Annotated in this window: 14 protein-coding genes; 7 read left to right on the plus strand and 7 right to left on the minus strand. The window is 68.3% G+C overall.

What is annotated here, in order from left to right; translation table 11 throughout:
- Positions 1-21 precede the first annotated feature (21 nt).
- Together QRN53_RS10345 and QRN53_RS10350 are read right to left on the minus strand one after the other, a co-directional pair.
- Positions 22-849, minus strand: a complete 828-nt coding sequence (locus tag QRN53_RS10345; RefSeq protein WP_285243931.1) for an alpha/beta fold hydrolase — start codon at positions 847-849, stop codon at positions 22-24.
- 79 nt (positions 850-928) lie between these two features.
- Complete coding sequence (locus QRN53_RS10350; protein WP_285243932.1) at positions 929-2326, minus strand: amino acid permease; 1398 nt, start codon at positions 2324-2326, stop codon at positions 929-931.
- Between the two features lie 274 nt (positions 2327-2600).
- On the opposite strand from QRN53_RS10350, the gene QRN53_RS10355 reads away from it, so the two are divergent.
- The 5 genes from QRN53_RS10355 to QRN53_RS10375 are packed head-to-tail and all read left to right on the plus strand — an operon-like array spanning position 2601 to position 8422.
- Complete coding sequence (locus QRN53_RS10355) at positions 2601-3311, plus strand: NUDIX hydrolase (protein WP_285244033.1); 711 nt, start codon at positions 2601-2603, stop codon at positions 3309-3311.
- Complete coding sequence (gene nadA / locus QRN53_RS10360) at positions 3308-4612, plus strand: quinolinate synthase NadA (protein WP_285243933.1); 1305 nt, start codon at positions 3308-3310, stop codon at positions 4610-4612. Before QRN53_RS10355 ends, nadA begins: the two co-directional genes overlap by 4 nt.
- Complete coding sequence (locus tag QRN53_RS10365) at positions 4612-6342, plus strand: L-aspartate oxidase (RefSeq protein WP_285243934.1); 1731 nt, start codon at positions 4612-4614, stop codon at positions 6340-6342. The genes nadA and QRN53_RS10365 overlap by 1 nt, the downstream gene beginning before the upstream one ends.
- Complete coding sequence (gene nadC / locus QRN53_RS10370) at positions 6335-7252, plus strand: carboxylating nicotinate-nucleotide diphosphorylase (protein ID WP_285243935.1); 918 nt, start codon at positions 6335-6337, stop codon at positions 7250-7252. The genes QRN53_RS10365 and nadC overlap by 8 nt, the downstream gene beginning before the upstream one ends.
- 3 nt (positions 7253-7255) lie before the next feature.
- Positions 7256-8422, plus strand: coding sequence for a cysteine desulfurase family protein (locus QRN53_RS10375; RefSeq protein WP_285243936.1), 1167 nt, complete (start codon positions 7256-7258; stop codon positions 8420-8422).
- Between the two features lie 15 nt (positions 8423-8437).
- Here QRN53_RS10375 and QRN53_RS10380 read toward each other — a convergent pair whose 3' ends face one another.
- Both QRN53_RS10380 and QRN53_RS10385 read right to left on the minus strand, forming a co-directional pair.
- Complete coding sequence (locus QRN53_RS10380; RefSeq protein ID WP_285243937.1) at positions 8438-8926, minus strand: GtrA family protein; 489 nt, start codon at positions 8924-8926, stop codon at positions 8438-8440.
- Between the two features lie 100 nt (positions 8927-9026).
- Complete coding sequence (locus tag QRN53_RS10385; protein WP_285243938.1) at positions 9027-9689, minus strand: DUF1684 domain-containing protein; 663 nt, start codon at positions 9687-9689, stop codon at positions 9027-9029.
- 148 nt (positions 9690-9837) lie between these two features.
- On the opposite strand from QRN53_RS10385, the gene QRN53_RS10390 reads away from it, so the two are divergent.
- On the plus strand, positions 9838-10644 hold the full coding sequence (locus QRN53_RS10390) for a hypothetical protein (protein ID WP_285243939.1): 807 nt from the start codon (positions 9838-9840) through the stop codon (positions 10642-10644).
- A 71-nt stretch (positions 10645-10715) separates the two neighbouring features.
- A complete protein-coding gene (locus tag QRN53_RS10395) occupies positions 10716-11522 on the plus strand; it encodes a transglutaminase-like domain-containing protein (RefSeq protein ID WP_285243940.1) in 807 nt (268 codons plus the stop codon).
- A gap of 28 nt (positions 11523-11550) precedes the next feature.
- Here QRN53_RS10395 and QRN53_RS10400 read toward each other — a convergent pair whose 3' ends face one another.
- From QRN53_RS10400 to QRN53_RS10410, 3 genes are all read right to left on the minus strand, one after another.
- Positions 11551-12018, minus strand: a complete 468-nt coding sequence (locus QRN53_RS10400) for a MarR family winged helix-turn-helix transcriptional regulator (protein WP_285244034.1) — start codon at positions 12016-12018, stop codon at positions 11551-11553.
- Positions 12018-13127: an LLM class flavin-dependent oxidoreductase gene (locus tag QRN53_RS10405; protein ID WP_285243941.1), complete on the minus strand. Its 1110-nt coding sequence runs from the start codon at positions 13125-13127 to the stop codon at positions 12018-12020. Before QRN53_RS10405 ends, QRN53_RS10400 begins: the two co-directional genes overlap by 1 nt.
- Positions 13128-13319: 192 nt before the next feature.
- On the minus strand, positions 13320-16553 hold the full coding sequence (locus QRN53_RS10410) for an efflux RND transporter permease subunit (RefSeq protein WP_285243942.1): 3234 nt from the start codon (positions 16551-16553) through the stop codon (positions 13320-13322).
- Positions 16554-16573: the final 20 nt, after the last annotated feature.

The following is a 16573-nucleotide window of genomic DNA, read 5'->3' on the forward strand; positions in this document are numbered from 1 at the left end:
GCGGCCGGGCGCCGCCGGCCCCTAGACACCCAGGAAGGAGATGGCGGCCTGCTTAAAGGCCCTGCTGGTGATGGCGTTGGTGTGGTTTCGGCCCGGGAGGAGCAACTGCTCGGCCATGGACCCGGCGCCGCGCGCAAGCTCGGCGAGGTCCGGCAACGTGCCGGCCCGTTCATCCTTGTCGCCGGCAACCAGGAGCATGGGAACATGCGGCACCGCCTCGGCGGGGTCGTAGGGCTCTGCCTTGATGGCTTCCACCAGCGACAGCAGCGCGAAGATGTTGTTGCTCGGCAGCAGCAGCGCCATCTTCAGCAGCTGGGCGGTCGATTCGTCGGCGATCGGTGTGCCGTCCGCCAGGTAGTCCTGGGCGGCCCGAAGATCGAACGCCGCCAGCGGGTCGGCGGTGTTGGGTCCGCCCAGCACCAGCCTGTGCACGAGTTCGGGCTGGGTTGCGGCAAACTCCCAGGCGAGCCGGGAACCCAGGGAATATCCCACCACGTCCAGCCCGCTGGAAGGATCGCCGTCGTGCAGCGGGCGCGCGCCGGCGTCGAACGCTGCCTGGAGCATATCCGCCCTGATCCTGCTGGGGGAGTAGGAGTCCCGGTCTTCCGGGGCGCCGCTGCGGCCGTGGCCGGGCAGGTCCACGGTGATGACCCGCCGCCCGGCTTCGAGCAGGGCGGCCACCCAGCCGGTGTCCTCCCAGTTGAGTTTGGACGAGGAGGAGAACCCGTGCAGCAGGAGCACCGGCCGGAGCCCGGCGTCCTCGGCGGGCTCGTGCACCGCCACGTAGAGTTGCGGGTCGGTGCCCTCGACGGTGTGCGCCTGCTGCTGTCCGGTGTGCCTGCCGCTCATGGTGTCAGATCCTCATCAGGTACGGCGCCCAGGCGGACCCGGCGCGTCGGTGCGTCTTCCTTGGAAAGGTAGCTTCACTCTACCTGTTGGCAGGCCGGTTCCGGCTGGTGAGCCGGGCGGCGGCGGCGCACGCCAGGGCGATGCCGGCGATCAGGCCCAAGGTGCTCAGGAGCTGCACGCGGCTGGCCTCCGCGCTGAAGCCGACGGCGAAGATCAGGCCCAGCAGGATCAGGCCCAGGATGGTCAAGCCGGGGAAACCCTTCATCCGCAGCGGCAACGGAACCCCGTCCCGGTCGGCGCGGCGCCGGAGGATCAGCTGGGACACCAGCGCGCTGCCCCACACCACCAGGCACGTTGAGCCCACCAGCTGGAACAGTGCGGGCAGGACCCGGTCCGGGAACAGCAGCTCCAGGACGGTGGCGATGAAACCGAAGGCCACCGAGACCGCAACGGCAAGCATGGGGACGCCGGCACCGTTGAGGCGGGCAAGGACGCGCGGCGCCTCGCCACGCTGGGCCAGCGAGTACGCCATGCGGGAAGCGCCATAGAGGTTCGCGTTCAGCGCCGAGAGGAGGGCGACGACGGCCACCAGGGTAATGGCAGTGGAGGCGCCGGGGATCCGGGCGGCGTCGAGGACTCCGGCGAAGGGCGAGGCGAGGCCCGCGGAAGTGGCCGGAAGGACCGCAGCGATGACAAAGACCGAGCCGATGTAGAACACCAGGATCCGCCACACCACGGTCCGGATGGCCTTGCCGACGCTGCGCTCAGGATCCTCGGTCTCGGCCGCGGCGACCGAGACGATTTCGGTGCCGCCGAACGCGAAGATCACCACGAAGAGGGCCGCGGCCACCCCGCCCAGGCCATGCGGCGCAAAATTGGTGGTGAGGTTTGACGCTCCGGGGGAGTCGACGCCGGGCAGCAGGCCCAGGAGCAAGGCGGCGCCGACTGCCAGGAACAGGACAATGACGGCCACCTTGAGGATGGCGAACCAGAACTCGAACTCGCCGAAATTCCGGACGCCGGCCAGGTTGATTCCGGTGAACACCACCATGAACAGCAGTGCCAGGGCCCAGACCGGTACCACGGACCAGACGGAGAACAGCAGGCCGGCCGCGCCCAGGGCCTCGGCGGCGATCACCACCACCAGTTGCAGCCACCACAGCCATCCGATGGTTGCTCCCGCGGTCCGGCCCAGGGCGCGCGCGGCGTAGACCGAAAACGCTCCGCTGTTCGGGTTCGCGGCTGCCATCTCACCAAGGGCCCACATCACCAGGATGATGAGCGTCCCCGCTACAAGGTACGAGACGAGGACTGCAGGGCCCGCAGCCTGCACCCCGGCGCCCGAACCCAGGAACAAGCCGGCACCGATGGCGCTGCCGAGCCCCATCATGGTGAGCTGGCGCGACTTCATGGTGTGGCCCGCTGAAGCCTTGCGCGGTGCTGTGGTGGATGTGGTCGGGGCGGACTTCATCGTCATGGGGCGGTAAACCTTCTTGGGGTTGGTTCGTGGTCCGGTCCGGGAGGCCGGAGGTCCTTGTGGGACCACTTGAATTTACCGCTTCCGGCAGCCGGCAAAAAACGCGTGCACGTTCCCGGCATCCATAGGGGGCTTCCCGTTGCCGCGGCTGCGCTTGGCAGCTGCCGCGGAAACATTTCCTTTTCCGTCCGCCTGGCCGTAAAATTAGTTTTGGTCAAAGTGACTATAACTAGGGCGGGCGTCCCGATGGCGGGGTGTGAAAGGCGGTGTGACGGTGTACTACAGCTCAGCCAACGTGTCCGAGCGGCAGGCCGCGCCGCCGTCGCTGGCCATCTCCACGGTCATCTTCGCCCTGCGTCCCAGCGCCACCTCGGGCCGGCCCACCCTGTGGCTGCCGCTGGTCCGCCGCATCAGGGAACCGTTCAAAGGCCTCTGGGCGTTGCCGGGCGGCCCCCTGAGCCACCACGAGTCGCTGCAGGACGCCGCGTCCAGGAACCTGCGGGAAACCACCGGCCTGAGCCCCAGCTACCTTGAGCAGCTGTATGCGTTTGGCGGCCTGCACCGCTCGCCTGCCCAGCGCGTGGTCTCGATCGTCTACTGGGCCCTGGTCCAGCCCACCGAGGCGGCGCTCGCGGACGAATCGGAGAACGTCCGGTGGTTCCGGGCCGACCGCCTGGGAGACCTGGCGTTCGACCACAACGCGATCGTTGACTATGCCCTCTGGCGCCTGCGCAACAAGCTCGCCTACGGCTCCATTGCCTACCACCTGCTGGGGGAGTACTTCACCCTGGCCCAGGTCCGCGAAGTCTATGAAGCCGTCCTGGACCGCCAGCTGGATCCGGCCAACTTCCGCCGGCAACTCAAATCCACCCCGGAAATCGAAGACACCGGGGAATACCTCCAGGGCGGCAAGCACCGTCCGCCACGCCTCTACCGCTACACCGGCCGGCCAGGCCTTGACCCAGACAACAGGAGCACACCATGAGCAGCGTCAACACGGCCATCCAGCTGATCACGCGCGAACAAGCCGAAAAGGGCGCGGCCGCGGAACGCAGCACCTGCAGCCCGGCCCTGGCCAAGGGCCCCTGGGACTACGACCTGGCCGAGGCGCTGGCAGGCGTTCCCGCCTACGGCCCGGGAGCCTCCAGCGCAGACCCCGCACCAGCCACCACACCCCGCCAGGGCCAGCTGCCGGAGGAATACAAGCTGGCCGGCGACGCAGAACTCGGTGAACGCATCAGGGCGGCCAAAGCCGCACTGGGTGAACGTGCCGTCATTCTGGGCCACTTCTACCAGCGCGACGAAGTGGTCCAGTACGCGGACTTCGTGGGAGACTCCTTCCAGCTGGCGAACGCAGCCCTGACCCGGCCCGAAGCCGAAGCCATCATCTTCTGCGGGGTCCACTTCATGGCCGAGACGGCGGATATCCTCTCAACCCAGGAACAAGCCGTCATCCTGCCCAACCTCGCGGCCGGCTGCTCCATGGCGGACATGGCGGACGAGGACTCCGTCGAGGAATGCTGGGACCAGCTCGCGGAAATCTTCGGCACCGAGCCCGACGCCGACGGCAAAGTGCCCGTCATCCCCGTCACCTACATGAACTCCTCCGCAGCGCTGAAGGCGTTCTGCGGCAAACACGGCGGCATTGTCTGCACCTCCTCCAACGCCAGGACCGTCCTGGAGTGGGCGTTCCAGCGAGGCCAGCGGGTCCTGTTCTTCCCCGACCAGCACCTGGGCCGCAACACCGCCAAGGCGCTCGGCGTCCCCCTGGAGCAGATGCCCATGTGGAACCCGCGCAAGGACCTCGGCGGCAATGACGAGCAGGCCCTTCTGGACTCCCGCGTCATCCTCTGGCACGGATTCTGCTCGGTCCACAAGCGCTTCAACGTGGCGCAGATCGAGAAGGCCCGCGCCGACTACCCCGGCGTCCAGGTCATCGTGCACCCCGAGTGCCCCATGGAGGTGGTGGACGCCGCGGATTCCGCCGGTTCCACCGATTTCATCAAAAAAGCCATCGCGGCCGCCACCGAGCCCACCACCTTCGCCATCGGCACCGAAATAAACATGGTGAACAGGCTCGCCGCCGAGTACCCGCAGCACACCATCTTCTGCCTGGACCCGGTCATCTGCCCCTGCTCCACGATGTACCGCATCCACCCCGGCTACCTGGCCTGGGTCCTGGAAGAACTGGTGGCCGGCCGGATCGTCAACCGCATCACCGTGGACGAGGACGTGCAGGCCAACGCCAGGACGGCCCTCGAGCGCATGCTCGCTGCGAGGCCCTAATGACCGGCCAGCCCGGCACGCCCGTCCGGCGCCTCGCTGTCGTCGGCAGCGGCATCGCCGGCCTCTACGCTGCGCTGCTCGCCGCCGACGCCGGCGCGGACGTGGCGCTGCTGACCAAAGGCGCCCTGGAGGACAGCAACACCTGGTACGCGCAGGGCGGGATCTCGGCGGTGCTCGACGCACCGTCACCCGGAGACACCGTTGCCGCGCACATCGCCGACACCCTCCGGGCCGGCGCAGGGCACTGCAACGAGGCAGCCGTCCGCCTGATGTGCACCCAGGCACGCCGGGATATCGCCGGGCTCCAGCGGTACGGGGTCCGCTTCGACGCCGGGGAGAAGGGCATAACGCACGACGACGGCCCGGCGCTTGGGCTCGAAGCGGCGCACAGTGCCCCGCGGATCCTGCACGCAGGCGGGGACGCCACAGGTGCGCGGGTGGCCGCAGCGCTCATCCAGGCCGTCCTGGCCCGACGCGACCAGGGCAAGCTCAGCGTCTTTTCCCAGGCACAGGCAACCGCCCTGGTCACCACGAACGGCAGCGTAAACGGAGTCGAATACCTCCAGGCCGGCCGGCAGTCCTTCCTGGCCGCCGATGCCGTCCTGCTGGCCAGCGGCGGAGCAGGCCAGCTGTTCGCCCAAACCACCAACCCCAGCGTCGCCACCGCGGACGGGCTGGCGCTCGCCGTCCGCGCCGGGGCGGTAGTGAAAGACCTCGAATTCTTCCAGTTCCACCCCACCTGCCTGGTCAGTTCCGCCACCGCCCACCCCGGCCGGCTGGACGGTCCACTGCTGATCTCCGAGGCGGTCCGCGGCGAAGGGGCCACCCTGCTGGACGCTGGCGGCCGGCGCTTCATGCAGGCCTACCACCCCGACGCCGAACTCGCGCCCCGCGACGTCGTCTCACGCAGCATCGCCCTGCACCTGGCCAAACTCGGCGATCCCAACGGCCACGTCTACCTCGACGCCCGCGGCATCGAGCAGGCCAAAGGCGTCGGCTTCCTCCGCCGGCGGTTCCCCACCCTCACCCGGAAAACCCTCGAAGCCGGCATCGACTGGACCCGTGAACTGGTTCCCGTCGCCCCTGCCGCCCACTACTGGATGGGCGGGGTGGAAACCGACCTTTCAGGCCGGACCACGGTCCCCGGCCTCTACGCCGCCGGCGAGGTTGCGTGCACGGGGGTCCAAGGGGCAAACCGGCTGGCCAGCAACTCCCTCCTCGAGGGACTCGTCTTTGGCCGCCGCGCTGTTGAAAGCTTCCTCTCCGGTGACAGGGGCTGGGGCGCGTCCCGCGTCAGTGATGCTCCGCGTGCTGCCTCGGCCGCGGGCGGCCTCCGCTTGACGCACGCTTCCGCACCCCTGCCGCGAAACGCGAGTGCGCACGTCACCGTCCCTGCTGCTTTAGAAGGCGCGGGCGGGTCTGAGCCGTTTTCCCGGGAGGCTCTTCGCCGCCTCATGACCTCGCACGCCGGGGTGCTGCGGTCCGGGGAATTGCTGGCTGAGGCTGCCCGGACGCTCGACCGGTGGGCTGGCGTCGTCCATCCCGCTGACGCATCCCCGGAGGGTCCCGTGGCGCACGAGGACCGGAACCTTCTGCTGGCCGCCCGGCTGCTGGTGGCCGCCGCACTGAACCGCACTGCATCGCTGGGCGCCCACTACCGCAGCGACGAAGCCGCCGAACCTGAAAACACTTGCCCTCCGCGCCCGAAAGCGAGCCTGCTCCATGACTGAACCCGCCGTAATCGACCACGCCGCAGCCGTGCGCCCACCCCTGGACCTGACGCTTCCGGCGGCCCCCGTGCGGGACATCCTGGAGCGGGCCTTCGCCGAGGACGCACCCTCCGGGGACATCACGTCCCAACTCCTGATCCCCGCCGGAGCGCGCGCCACCGCCGTCCTCAGCGCCCGGGTTACCGGCATCCTCAGCGGGGCCACCGTATTCCGTGACGCCATGGAACTTGTGGACCCCGCCACCCGGGTGGAACTGCTCGTCGCGGACGGCCAGGCGTTCGACGCCGGCACGCACCTGGCCCGGGTCAGCGGAACCGCACGCTCGGTCCTGCTGGCCGAACGCGTGGCGCTCAACCTGGTCCAGCGAATGTCCGCGATCGCCACCAAGACCGCCGAATTCGTGCGGCTCACGGAAGGCACCCGCGCCCGCATCACGGACACCCGCAAGACCACCCCCGGCCTGCGTGTCCTGGAACGCTTCGCCGTCAGGTGCGGAGGCGGTTCCAACCACCGGTACAGCCTCTCGGACGCAGTCCTGGCCAAAGACAACCACCTGGCCGTGATGACCGGCGGAGACCCGGCCAAACTCACCGGGCTCCTGCTGGCGGCCAAGGCACAGCTGGGACACACCACCCACTTCGAAGTGGAGGTGGACAGGATGGACCAGATCGAGCCGGTCCTCGCGGCAGGGGTGGACACCATCATGCTGGACAACTTCACCGTGCCCGAACTGCGGGCCGGAGTTGCCCTGGTTGCCGGACGCGCCCTGGTGGAAGCCAGCGGCAACGTCAACCTGGACACCGTCGCGGCGATCGCCGCCACCGGGGTGGACGTCATCTCGGTGGGGGCACTCACGCACACCGTCGCCGCCCTGGACCTGGGCCTGGACGTCGAACTGACTGCCGGGTGACCCGTGATCTTCCTTGACGCCGCCGCAACCACGCCCGTCCGCCGCGAGGTGCTGGACGCCATGTGGCCCTACCTCACGGGCGGTTTCGGAAACCCCTCCAGCCACCACACGCTCGGTGAGGAAGCAGCGGCGGCACTGGCGGGGGCGCGGTCCGCTGTGGCCACCGTCCTGGGCTGCCGGCCGGGGGAAGCCGTGTTCACCTCCGGCGGGACGGAAGCGGACAACCTTGCCGTCAAAGGCATTGCCCTGGCCCGGCAGGCTGCCAACCCGCTGCTGAACCGGGTGGTGATCAGCGCCGTAGAGCACCCGGCCGTGGAGGAATCCGCCCGGTACCTCGAACGGTTCCACGGGTTCGCGGTGGACGTGGTGCCCGTGGACCCGTCCGGCCTGGTCAGCCCGGATGCCCTCGCCGCGGTGCTCGGGCCGGAAACCGCGCTGGTTAGCATCATGTACGCCAACAACGAGATCGGCACCGTGCAGCCCATCGCCGCCCTGGCGGCCCTGGCCCGCAGCCAGGGCATTCCGTTCCACACCGATGCCGTCCAGGCGGCCGGCTGGCTGCCGCTGGACGCCAGGGCGCTGGGCGTGGACGCGATGAGCATCTCCGGGCACAAGCTGGGGGCGCCCAAGGGATGCGGGGTGCTCTATGTCCGCAGCCGCATCAGGCTCGAACCGGTGATCCACGGTGGGGGCCAGGAGCGGGGCCGCCGTTCAGGCACCGAAAACGTGGCCGGGGCGGTGGGACTGGCCACCGCCCTGACGCTGGCCCGTGCGGGGCAGGAGGAGCAACGGGACAGGGTGGCTGCCCTGCGAGACAGGTTCATCGTCGCGGTCCTGGACGGCGTGCCGGACGCCGTCCTTACCGGCCATCCCACCGAGCGGCTGCCGTCGGTGGCGTCGTTCTGCTTCCCGGGGACCAGCGGCGAATCCGTCCTCCTGGAGCTGGAACGCCGCGGCGTGGTCTGCTCCAGCGGCTCGGCCTGCGCTGCCGGCTCTGACGCTCCTTCGCCGGTTCTGACGGCCCTCGGAGTCCCCGCTGAGCTGGCTCAGACCGCCGTCCGCTTCAGTTTCGATGCCGCCGTGACGCAGGCAGACCTGGAGGCAGCAGCGGCGGCGGTTCAGGCCGCCGTCGCCGGTGTCCGGAACCTCGGTGCAGGCTACAGCCGCTGACCGGGCGCCGACTGCCTAGCGGTGCCGTGCGCGGCGGAAGATCCAGTGCCGCAGCATGCTGAACCGCACGGCGGTGGCCAGGAAGCCTGACAGGGTGGTTGCCACCAGTTCATCGCCTACGGTGGCGTCCGGGTTGAACCAGTGCAGCACGCCCAGGCTGCTGCCCGTGATCACCAGCGCCACGGCGATCACCACCAGGCCGTTGAGGTGATCGCGGGTCCGCCGCTGGCCGCCGGCAATCTTGAACGTCAGCCGCCGGTTCAAGGCCGTGTTCAACAGTGAGGTGAGGACCAGCGCCACCGCATTGGCCAACTGCGCGCCCAGCCACGGACGCAGCAGCGCATACAGCCCAAGCGAGGCCGCGGTGCAGATGACGCCGACGCCGGTGAAGCGTAGCAGTTGCCGGAAGACCGGAAAGCGCAGGACTCCGCGGTAGTGCCTGGTGGCGGGAAAACGGCGGGTCGGCGTTTCCTGGATGGCCGGGGCGGACGTCCCGTCCCTCACGCGGTTCCCCCGGGGGCGCCGTTAGCGCCGCAGGCCGGGGGCAGCGGGCGGTTCAGCGGCCGCACTGCGTGCCGGCTGCGTGCGGGGGAGCCTGCCATGGTCAGTACAGCTCACCCACGGGAATTTCCACTGCCAGCCGGTTTGACGGGCCGGGCAGCGGACAAGCCCAGGCCTCGTTGTAGGCACAGGAAGGGTTGTAGGCGAAGTTGAAGTCCACCACGAAAGTGGCGTCCGGGCCGGTGCCCTGGACGCCATGGAAAGCGCCCTTGATGGTGTCCAGGAGATAGCGGCCGGCCCCGTAGGTACCGCCCGGCTGGCCGGCGGTCGCATCCCGGAACGGGACGAAAATGCCGCCACCGTACCCGTGGATCTTCCAAACCCCCAGCTGGCCCATCTCCGGCAGGTCGAACGTGCCCAGCCGGACGAAGTGGACCACGCCGTCGGTCCCGGTCTCCACGCTCATCTGCCGGCCGGCGCCCTCCTTGGTCAGCGGGACGTGGAACCGGTAGATCGGATCGTAGTCGGCGGTCTTCAGCCCGGAGAAGCGTGCCTTGTCCGCCGCCGTGAGGGCGGACGCCGGGTGGGTGGCGAACATGAGGTCGCGTTGATGGCGCCAGTAAGAGTGCGCCTCGGCCGGGTCGTCCGCGGAGATCTTGCGGACGTTGGCGTAGAGGGCAAAGGTCCTCAGCCGCCAGTCGGCGATGTCAAGGGCGGACATTTCCGCAGGATTCTCTTCGGCTGCGCCGTGCTGCTCTTCCGCCATAGCCTCCAGCCTAGTCCCCGGCCAGGGCAGGAAGCGTCCGACGGCGACACGCCGGCCGGGTGCCCGGGTGGAGGACGCGGGATGTTGGCCCGGAAACACGGCCCGGGCCACCCGCGGAAGGCGGCCCGGCACAGCTAGGCTGGCTGCCATGACAGGCAAGGCAACATTGACCGTTCTTACCCGAATGTCCCTGGTCGGCGCGGCGCTCCTGCTCGCGGGGTGCTCGGGACCGCAGGCCGGCAGCGGACCGGGCTGGACGGCACAGCCGGACGCCTCCGGAGCCACCGGCCCGGGTGCGGCCACGGCATCGCCGGGAGCGGCCGGCAGCGCCGCCGCCACGGCGTCAGCCACCCCCACCGAACCCCAGTCCGCCGCCACGGCGTCATCGTGGAAGACCTTCTCGGACCCGGCCAAGACCGTCACCTTCGACCTTCCACAGGACTGGATAGCCCAGTCGGTGGCGCCGGAGGCAGGCGTCCTGCCCGGCGGATTGAAAATCGAGGTCAAGAAGCCCGACGGGACGTTCGTCGCTGCGTTGCGGACGGGACTGCCTGCGTCCTCCGCCGACTGCCCGGACAACGCCAGGCACCCCTACACGGTGATCAGCAGCGTGCCCTTCGACCTGGCCGCCCAGGGCGGGGAGGGAACCATCCCGCCGCGGATGGTCTACCGGGTGATCCAGGGCTACCGCTACTTCGGCTCCTACGGCATCACCAACCTGGTGGGCGGAACCGACGGGCAGGCGTGCGAGCTGCGCAACGTGGTGCGCGGGCCGGCCGGCACCGGCGACTACTCCTTTGGCGACGTGGTGTCGTTGAAGGCCTTCGCCCCGGACGAGAAAGTGGCCCCGGCGATGCCGTTCGATACTCTTGCCCAGGCCGCGCAGTACGTGAATGGGAGTTCCGACTTCGCCAACGTACAGCGGATGCTAATGTCGCTGAAGGTCAAAAACTAGTCCCGCTGCCCGCACTCACCCGGTGCCGGGGACCACGACTTTCCGTCCGCCCCCGACACCCCCGGAGAGACATGGAACGCTCTGTTTCCGCACGCCTGGCCTTCAGGACCACCGCCCACACCAAAGTGGCCATGGCCATTGCCGCGGCGAGGAACAGCGGCTACTCATCCTTTGAAGAATCCCTGTCCGTCACGGCCGGGGGAGCGGACGTGCCGCTCACGGAGCTTTCCGACCACCACGGCGGGCGCTTCCACTACATGGAGTTCGACGAGCCCACCGAGGTCGCCGTGGAATACACTGCCACGGTGGCCGGACGCGCCGTTCCCGAAGACGCGGAGCTGGCGGACCGGATCCGGTATGTCCGCCCCAGCCGCTACGCCGAATCCGACCGGCTGCTGCCCACCGCCTACGCCGAATTCGGCGGAATCCACGGAGCCGCCCTGCTGCATGCGGTCCGGAACTGGGTCAACGGCGAGCTGCGCTATATCAGCGGCTCCTCCCGCGGCACGGACGGCGCAGTGGAAACCCTGCTGAGCCGCCGCGGCGTATGCCGCGACTTCGCCCATTTGGCCATCGCCCTGCTCCGTTCCAAGGACGTTCCGGCCCGCCTTGCGGCCGTCTACGCCCCCGGCCTGAGCCCCATGGATTTCCACGCGGTGGCGGAAGCCTACGTGGACTGCGCCTGGCACGTCATCGACCCCACCGGGCTTGCCCCGCGGGAATCGATGCTCCGGATCACCGCGGGACGGGACTCGTCGGACACGGCGTTCCTTTCCACCGTGGGCGGCAGCCTGACGCTGACCCAGCTCCGCGTCACGGCCGTGGTCAACGGCGATTTGCCCGTTGAGGAGCCGTCCCGGCTGGTGGCGCTGGGCTGACGCCGGGCACGCCTGCCCAGGGTCAGGCTTAACGGGGCAGGGTGCCCAACGAGGCCCGCAGCTTGTCGGTGAGCCGCATGAGTTCCTTTTGCTCTGCCGCGCTCAGTGCGGGACCCACCAGGGCGGAGATGTCCCGGACGTGTTCGCGGCCGATTTCCTTTTGGAGCTCCCTGCCCTCTTCCGTCAGCTGAAGCAGCACGCCCCGGCCATCCTGGGGAGCGGCCATCCTGGCCACCAGTCCGCGCTTCTCGAGCCGGTCCACCAGCCTGCTGAGGCTGGACTGGCTGAGCAGGACGTTGTCGTTGAGCTCGTTGAGCCTTAACCAGCCCGAGGGGCACCGGGACAGCGTAAAGAGGACGTCGTACTCGTTGACGGCCAGCTTGCGGAACGCCGGCCCGGACTGCAGTTTGCGCATCACCGCAACCTGGGCCCGGAACAGCGACTCCCATGTTTCGGCCGCGAGCCGGACCGGCGATTCTGATCCGTTGGCGGCCATCATGCCTCCGACGTGGCTTTTTCGGCGTCCGGGGCGGCCAGCAGCGCCGCGACCCGCCCGGCGTGGGTGGGCGGCTCGGGAACCTGTGCGGGCTTGGGTGCCGCGTATTCCTTGCGCAGCGTGGGCAGGACTTCCTCGCCGAACAGGTCCAGCTGCTCCAGGACAGTTTTCAAGGGCAGCCCGGCGTGGTCGATCAGGAACAGCTGGCGCTGGTAGTCGCCGAAGTACTCGCGGAAGGTCAGGGTCTTCTCGATGACTTCCTGCGGGCTGCCCACGGTCAGCGGAGTCTGCGAGGTGAAGTCCTCGAGCGAGGGGCCGTGGCCGTACACCGGAGCGTTGTCGAAGTACGGGCGGAATTCATTCACCGCGTCCTGGGAGTTCTTGCGCATAAAGAACTGGCCGCCCAGGCCGACGATCGCCTGGTCCGCCGTGCCGTGGCCGTAGTGCTCGTAACGCTCGCGGTAGAGGCTGATCAGCTGCTGGTAGTGCTCCTTGGGCCAGAAGATGTTGTTGGCGAAGAAACCGTCACCGAAGTACGCGGCCACCTCGGCGATCTGCGGCGTCCGGATGGAACCGTGCCACACGAAGGGGGCCACGCCGTCCAGCGGACGGGGCGTGGACGTGAAGTTCTGCAGCGGGGTGCGGAACTTGCCGGACCAGTTCACGGTGTCCTCGTCCCAGAGCTTGCGCAGGAGGCTGTAGTTCTCGATGGCCAGCTCCACGCCGTCCTGGATGTTCTTGCCGAACCAGGGATACACGGGGGCGGTGTTGCCGCGGCCCAGGACCAGGTCCACGCGTCCGTCGGACAGGTGCTGGAGCATGGCGAAGTCTTCGGCGATTTTCACGGGGTCGTTCGTGGTGATCAGCGTGGTGGCCGTCGAGAGGATGATGCGCTTGGTCTGCGCTGCGATGTAGGCCAGCGTGGTGGTGGGGGAGGAGGAGAAGAAGGGCCGGTTGTGGTGCTCGCCGAGGGCGTAGACATCCATGCCGATTTCCTCGACCTTTTTGGCGATGGCCACTGACGCCTTGATGCGTTCGTGTTCGGTGGGGGTACGGCCCGTGGTGGGATCCGTGGTGATGTCGCTGACGCTGAAAACACCGATTTGCATGATGTGCCTTTCCGTTCCTGGACTTGCTGGCTTGGGTTTAAGTGTAAACCAAATTAGATGCATTTGCATCTATCGCCTGCTGTAACGTCCAGGTGCACGGAATATTCCCGCGGCCACAGCACGCCGGAAACCCCGGAACGCACCAGTGCCCGTACCGCCGAAGCGGTACGGGCACTGAGGGAAGGGCAGGTCCTATTCGGCTCCCCCGGGAGCGGCGCGCCGGCCGCTGACCTTGGGAACCTGCCCTGTGGTCCAGTCCCTGAACTCGGCGTCGACGTCGGACGCGGGCCCGAACGCCGGCCGGGCCTGCAGGTCCCGGAGCAGTGCCTTCTTCTCCCGGCGCCCCTCCACCAACCGGTACAGCACGGGAACCAGGATCAGGGTCAGGGCCGTGGAAGACACCAGGCCGCCGATCACCACCACGGCCAGCGGCTGGGAGATGAAGCCTCCGCCGCCGGTGAGGCCAAGCGCCATGGGGGTCAGCGCAAAGACCGTGGCCAGCGCCGTCATGAGGATGGGCCGCAGGCGTTGCCGGGCACCGTTAGTGATCGCATCCGCCACGTTCATTCCCGGCTTGCCCTCGTGAGGCTGGCGGTACTGGTTGATGAGGTCGATCAGCACGATTGCATTGGTCACCACGATGCCCACCAGCATCAGCATGCCGATCAGCGACGGCAGGCCCAACGGCACGCCGGTCAGCAGCAGCAGCGCCACGGCCCCGGTGGCCGCAAACGGGACCGAAACCAGCAGGATCAGCGGCTGGACGAGGGATTTGAACGTGGCCACCATGATCACGTAGACGATGGCGATGGCAGCCAGGAGGGCCAGGCCCAGCTGGCGGAACGAGTCAGCCTGCTGGGTGGTGGCGCCGCCGATCTCGGCCGTAACGCCCGCCGGAAGCTGCACGTCCGCCAGGCGTTTCTGGACTTCAGTGTTCACCGCGCCCAGGTTGGAGCCCGACGGCGTGATGGACACTTTGGCGGTCCGCTCGCCGTTGCTGGCGGTAATCGAGACCGGGACGTCCACCTGCTCCACGGAGGCGATGCTGCCCAGCGTCACCGGACGTCCGCCGGCCGGCAACGGAATATTGCGGACCGCGTCGATGCTGGAGAACTGGGTGCCCTGGCCGATGCGGACCGGGTAGTCGTTGGTGTCGATCCGGACGGTGCCGGCGGGGATGGGGCTGATCGTGGCGGCAAGGACCCCGGCCACCTGTTCCTCATTCAGCCCGGCGGCCACCGCCTTGGCCCTGTCCACCTTGACCTGCACCACGGGCTGGCTGGCGGCCAGGTTGCTGGCCACCTCGCTGGTGCCCGGAACCCCGGTCATGGCGGCCACCATGGTGTCGCTGGCGGCCTGCAGGTCGGCGTTGGTGGCGGCCTTCAGCGTGATGTCCACCGTGGATGAGGTCCCAAAGCCGCCCTGCTGGGTGCCGACGGACAGCTTGCCTGAGTCGGGAACTTTGGCGAGTTCGGAACGGACCGTGTCCTGGAGCCGCTCCTGGTCGGCCTTTTCGTCCGTCACCACCGTGAACGTTGAATTTGATGACCCGGTGGAAGTGAGGGCGGCGAATCCGGACTGGGCGTTGCCTGAAGTCACCTGGACATCCTTGACGCCGTCGATTCCGCGCAGCACCTCTTCGAGCCGGATGGCTGCGGCGCTGGTATCGGCCAGGCTGGTTCCGGCCGGCAGGACCTGGCGCACGGTGAGGCTGTTCTGGCCTGAATTTCCCAAGAGGTTCGTAGCGAGCAGCGGGGTCATGGCGCCAGTGCCGCCGAGGATGAGGACGGCTGCCACCAGGGTGATGACTGGGTGTTTCTGGGTGGACCGGAGGATGGGCAGGTAGCCGCGCTGCAACCGGCTGCGCTGCTCGGCGTCGTGGGCTTTGGCCTTTGCCTCGTCCGTGATCCTGCGGGCCTCCGCGGACCCGGCAGGAACCCCGCCCGAAGCGCCCGAGGGATTCTTGAGGAACCAGTACGCAAGGACGGGGACGATGGTCAGGGAGACCAGGAGGGAGGCGATCAGCGCCATGGTTACCGTCAGGGCGAACGGCCGGAACAGTTCTCCGGCCAGGTCCCCTACGAATGCGATCGGCAGGAAGACTGCCACGGTGGTCAGCGTGGAGGCCGTGATGGCGCCGGCGACCTCCCTGATGGCGGTCAGGATTGCCGCGGACTTCGCCTCGCCGTAGCTCAGGTGCCGCTTGATGTTTTCGATGACCACGATGGAATCGTCCACCACCCGGCCGATCGCGATGGTCAATGCGCCGAGAGTCAGGATGTTAAGGGAGTAGCCGGTGGCGGACAGGCCAATGAACGTGATCAGCAGCGAGAGCGGGATGGACACCGCGGTGACCAGGGTGGAGCGGGCCGACATCAGGAAGAGCAGGATGACGCCGACCGCGAACCCGAGTCCCAGCAGGCCCTCGGTGGTGAGGTCCTTGATGGACTTTTCGATGAACGGCGCCTGGTCGAAGACGGGGGTGAACTTTGCGTTCGAACCCAGTTCCGCCTGCAGTTCAGGCAGGGCGTCCCGCACGGCGTGCGAGATGCCCACCGTGTCGCCTTCGGGTTTCTTGGTGACCGAGATGGCCAGCGTCTCCGACCCGTTGGTACGGGTGATGGAGGTGCGTTCGTCATCCTTGACCGAGACGTCGGAGACCGAACCGATGGTGGCAGCGTTCTTGGCCCCTGACAGCGGCAGGGCTTTGATGGCGTCGAGGGAATCGACGGGGCTGCCGATCTGCAGTGAGAGGGTTTTTCCCTGGTCCTGCAGTGTTCCGGCCGGGACCAGGGCGCCGTTGTTGGAGAGGGCATCCTTGATGGCGGTCAGGCTCACCCCGGCCGCAGCGAGGGCATCGTTGCGTGGCAGGATCTCGATGTGCTGGGAGGCGCCGCCGGTCACGTCGGCGCTCCGGACGCCGTCGATCTTCTGGAGGCGGGGTACGGTCAGCCGCTGCAGGTCGGCGTTCAGGTCGCTCAGGGACTTGTCCGAGGACACTGCGAGGAACACGATGGGGAAGTCGCTGACACTTCCGGCGATGGCCTGCGGCTGCACGTCGCTTGGCAGGGTCCGTTTGGCGTTGGAGATTGCCCGGTCAATCTGGTTCCGGGCCCGGTCCAGATTGGAACCGTAGGTGAACACCATGGTGATCTGCGAGACACCGGTCCGCGACGTGGAGGAGGTGGATTCCAGCCCCTCCACGCCATTCAGCGCCTTCTCCAGCGGGCCGCTGACCTGCTTGTCCACTACCTCCGGCGAGGCGCCGGGCATCGCGCTGAGCACCGTGATCTGCGGGAACTCAATCGAAGGAATGAGCTCCTGCTTCAGCGACGACATGGTGATCACGCCGAAGACCGAGGCGAAGACCGTGATCAGCGCGATCAGGGCCCTGTTCGCCAGGGAAAGATGGGCCAGCCGAAACATGGGTGGTCTCCTGGGGGTCT

Origin of the sequence: Pseudarthrobacter sp. fls2-241-R2A-127, from assembly GCF_030209355.1 — a bacterium.
In the GTDB taxonomy this organism is placed as follows: domain Bacteria; phylum Actinomycetota; class Actinomycetes; order Actinomycetales; family Micrococcaceae; genus Arthrobacter.

Excerpts from the sequence above, each read along its gene's own strand:
- QRN53_RS10390 (WP_285243939.1), top strand. The coding sequence starts at position 9,838 with ATGACAGGCAAGGCAACATTGACCGTTCTTACCCGAATGTCCCTGGTC.
- QRN53_RS10385 (WP_285243938.1), bottom strand. The coding sequence starts at position 9,689 with ATGGCGGAAGAGCAGCACGGCGCAGCCGAAGAGAATCCTGCGGAAATG.
- QRN53_RS10410 (WP_285243942.1), bottom strand. The coding sequence starts at position 16,553 with ATGTTTCGGCTGGCCCATCTTTCCCTGGCGAACAGGGCCCTGATCGCG.
- QRN53_RS10405 (WP_285243941.1), bottom strand. The coding sequence starts at position 13,127 with ATGCAAATCGGTGTTTTCAGCGTCAGCGACATCACCACGGATCCCACC.
- QRN53_RS10400 (WP_285244034.1), bottom strand. The coding sequence starts at position 12,018 with ATGGCCGCCAACGGATCAGAATCGCCGGTCCGGCTCGCGGCCGAAACA.
- QRN53_RS10395 (WP_285243940.1), top strand. The coding sequence starts at position 10,716 with ATGGAACGCTCTGTTTCCGCACGCCTGGCCTTCAGGACCACCGCCCAC.
- QRN53_RS10345 (WP_285243931.1), bottom strand. The coding sequence starts at position 849 with ATGAGCGGCAGGCACACCGGACAGCAGCAGGCGCACACCGTCGAGGGC.
- QRN53_RS10350 (WP_285243932.1), bottom strand. The coding sequence starts at position 2,326 with ATGACGATGAAGTCCGCCCCGACCACATCCACCACAGCACCGCGCAAG.
- nadA (WP_285243933.1), top strand. The coding sequence starts at position 3,308 with ATGAGCAGCGTCAACACGGCCATCCAGCTGATCACGCGCGAACAAGCC.
- QRN53_RS10365 (WP_285243934.1), top strand. The coding sequence starts at position 4,612 with ATGACCGGCCAGCCCGGCACGCCCGTCCGGCGCCTCGCTGTCGTCGGC.
- nadC (WP_285243935.1), top strand. The coding sequence starts at position 6,335 with ATGACTGAACCCGCCGTAATCGACCACGCCGCAGCCGTGCGCCCACCC.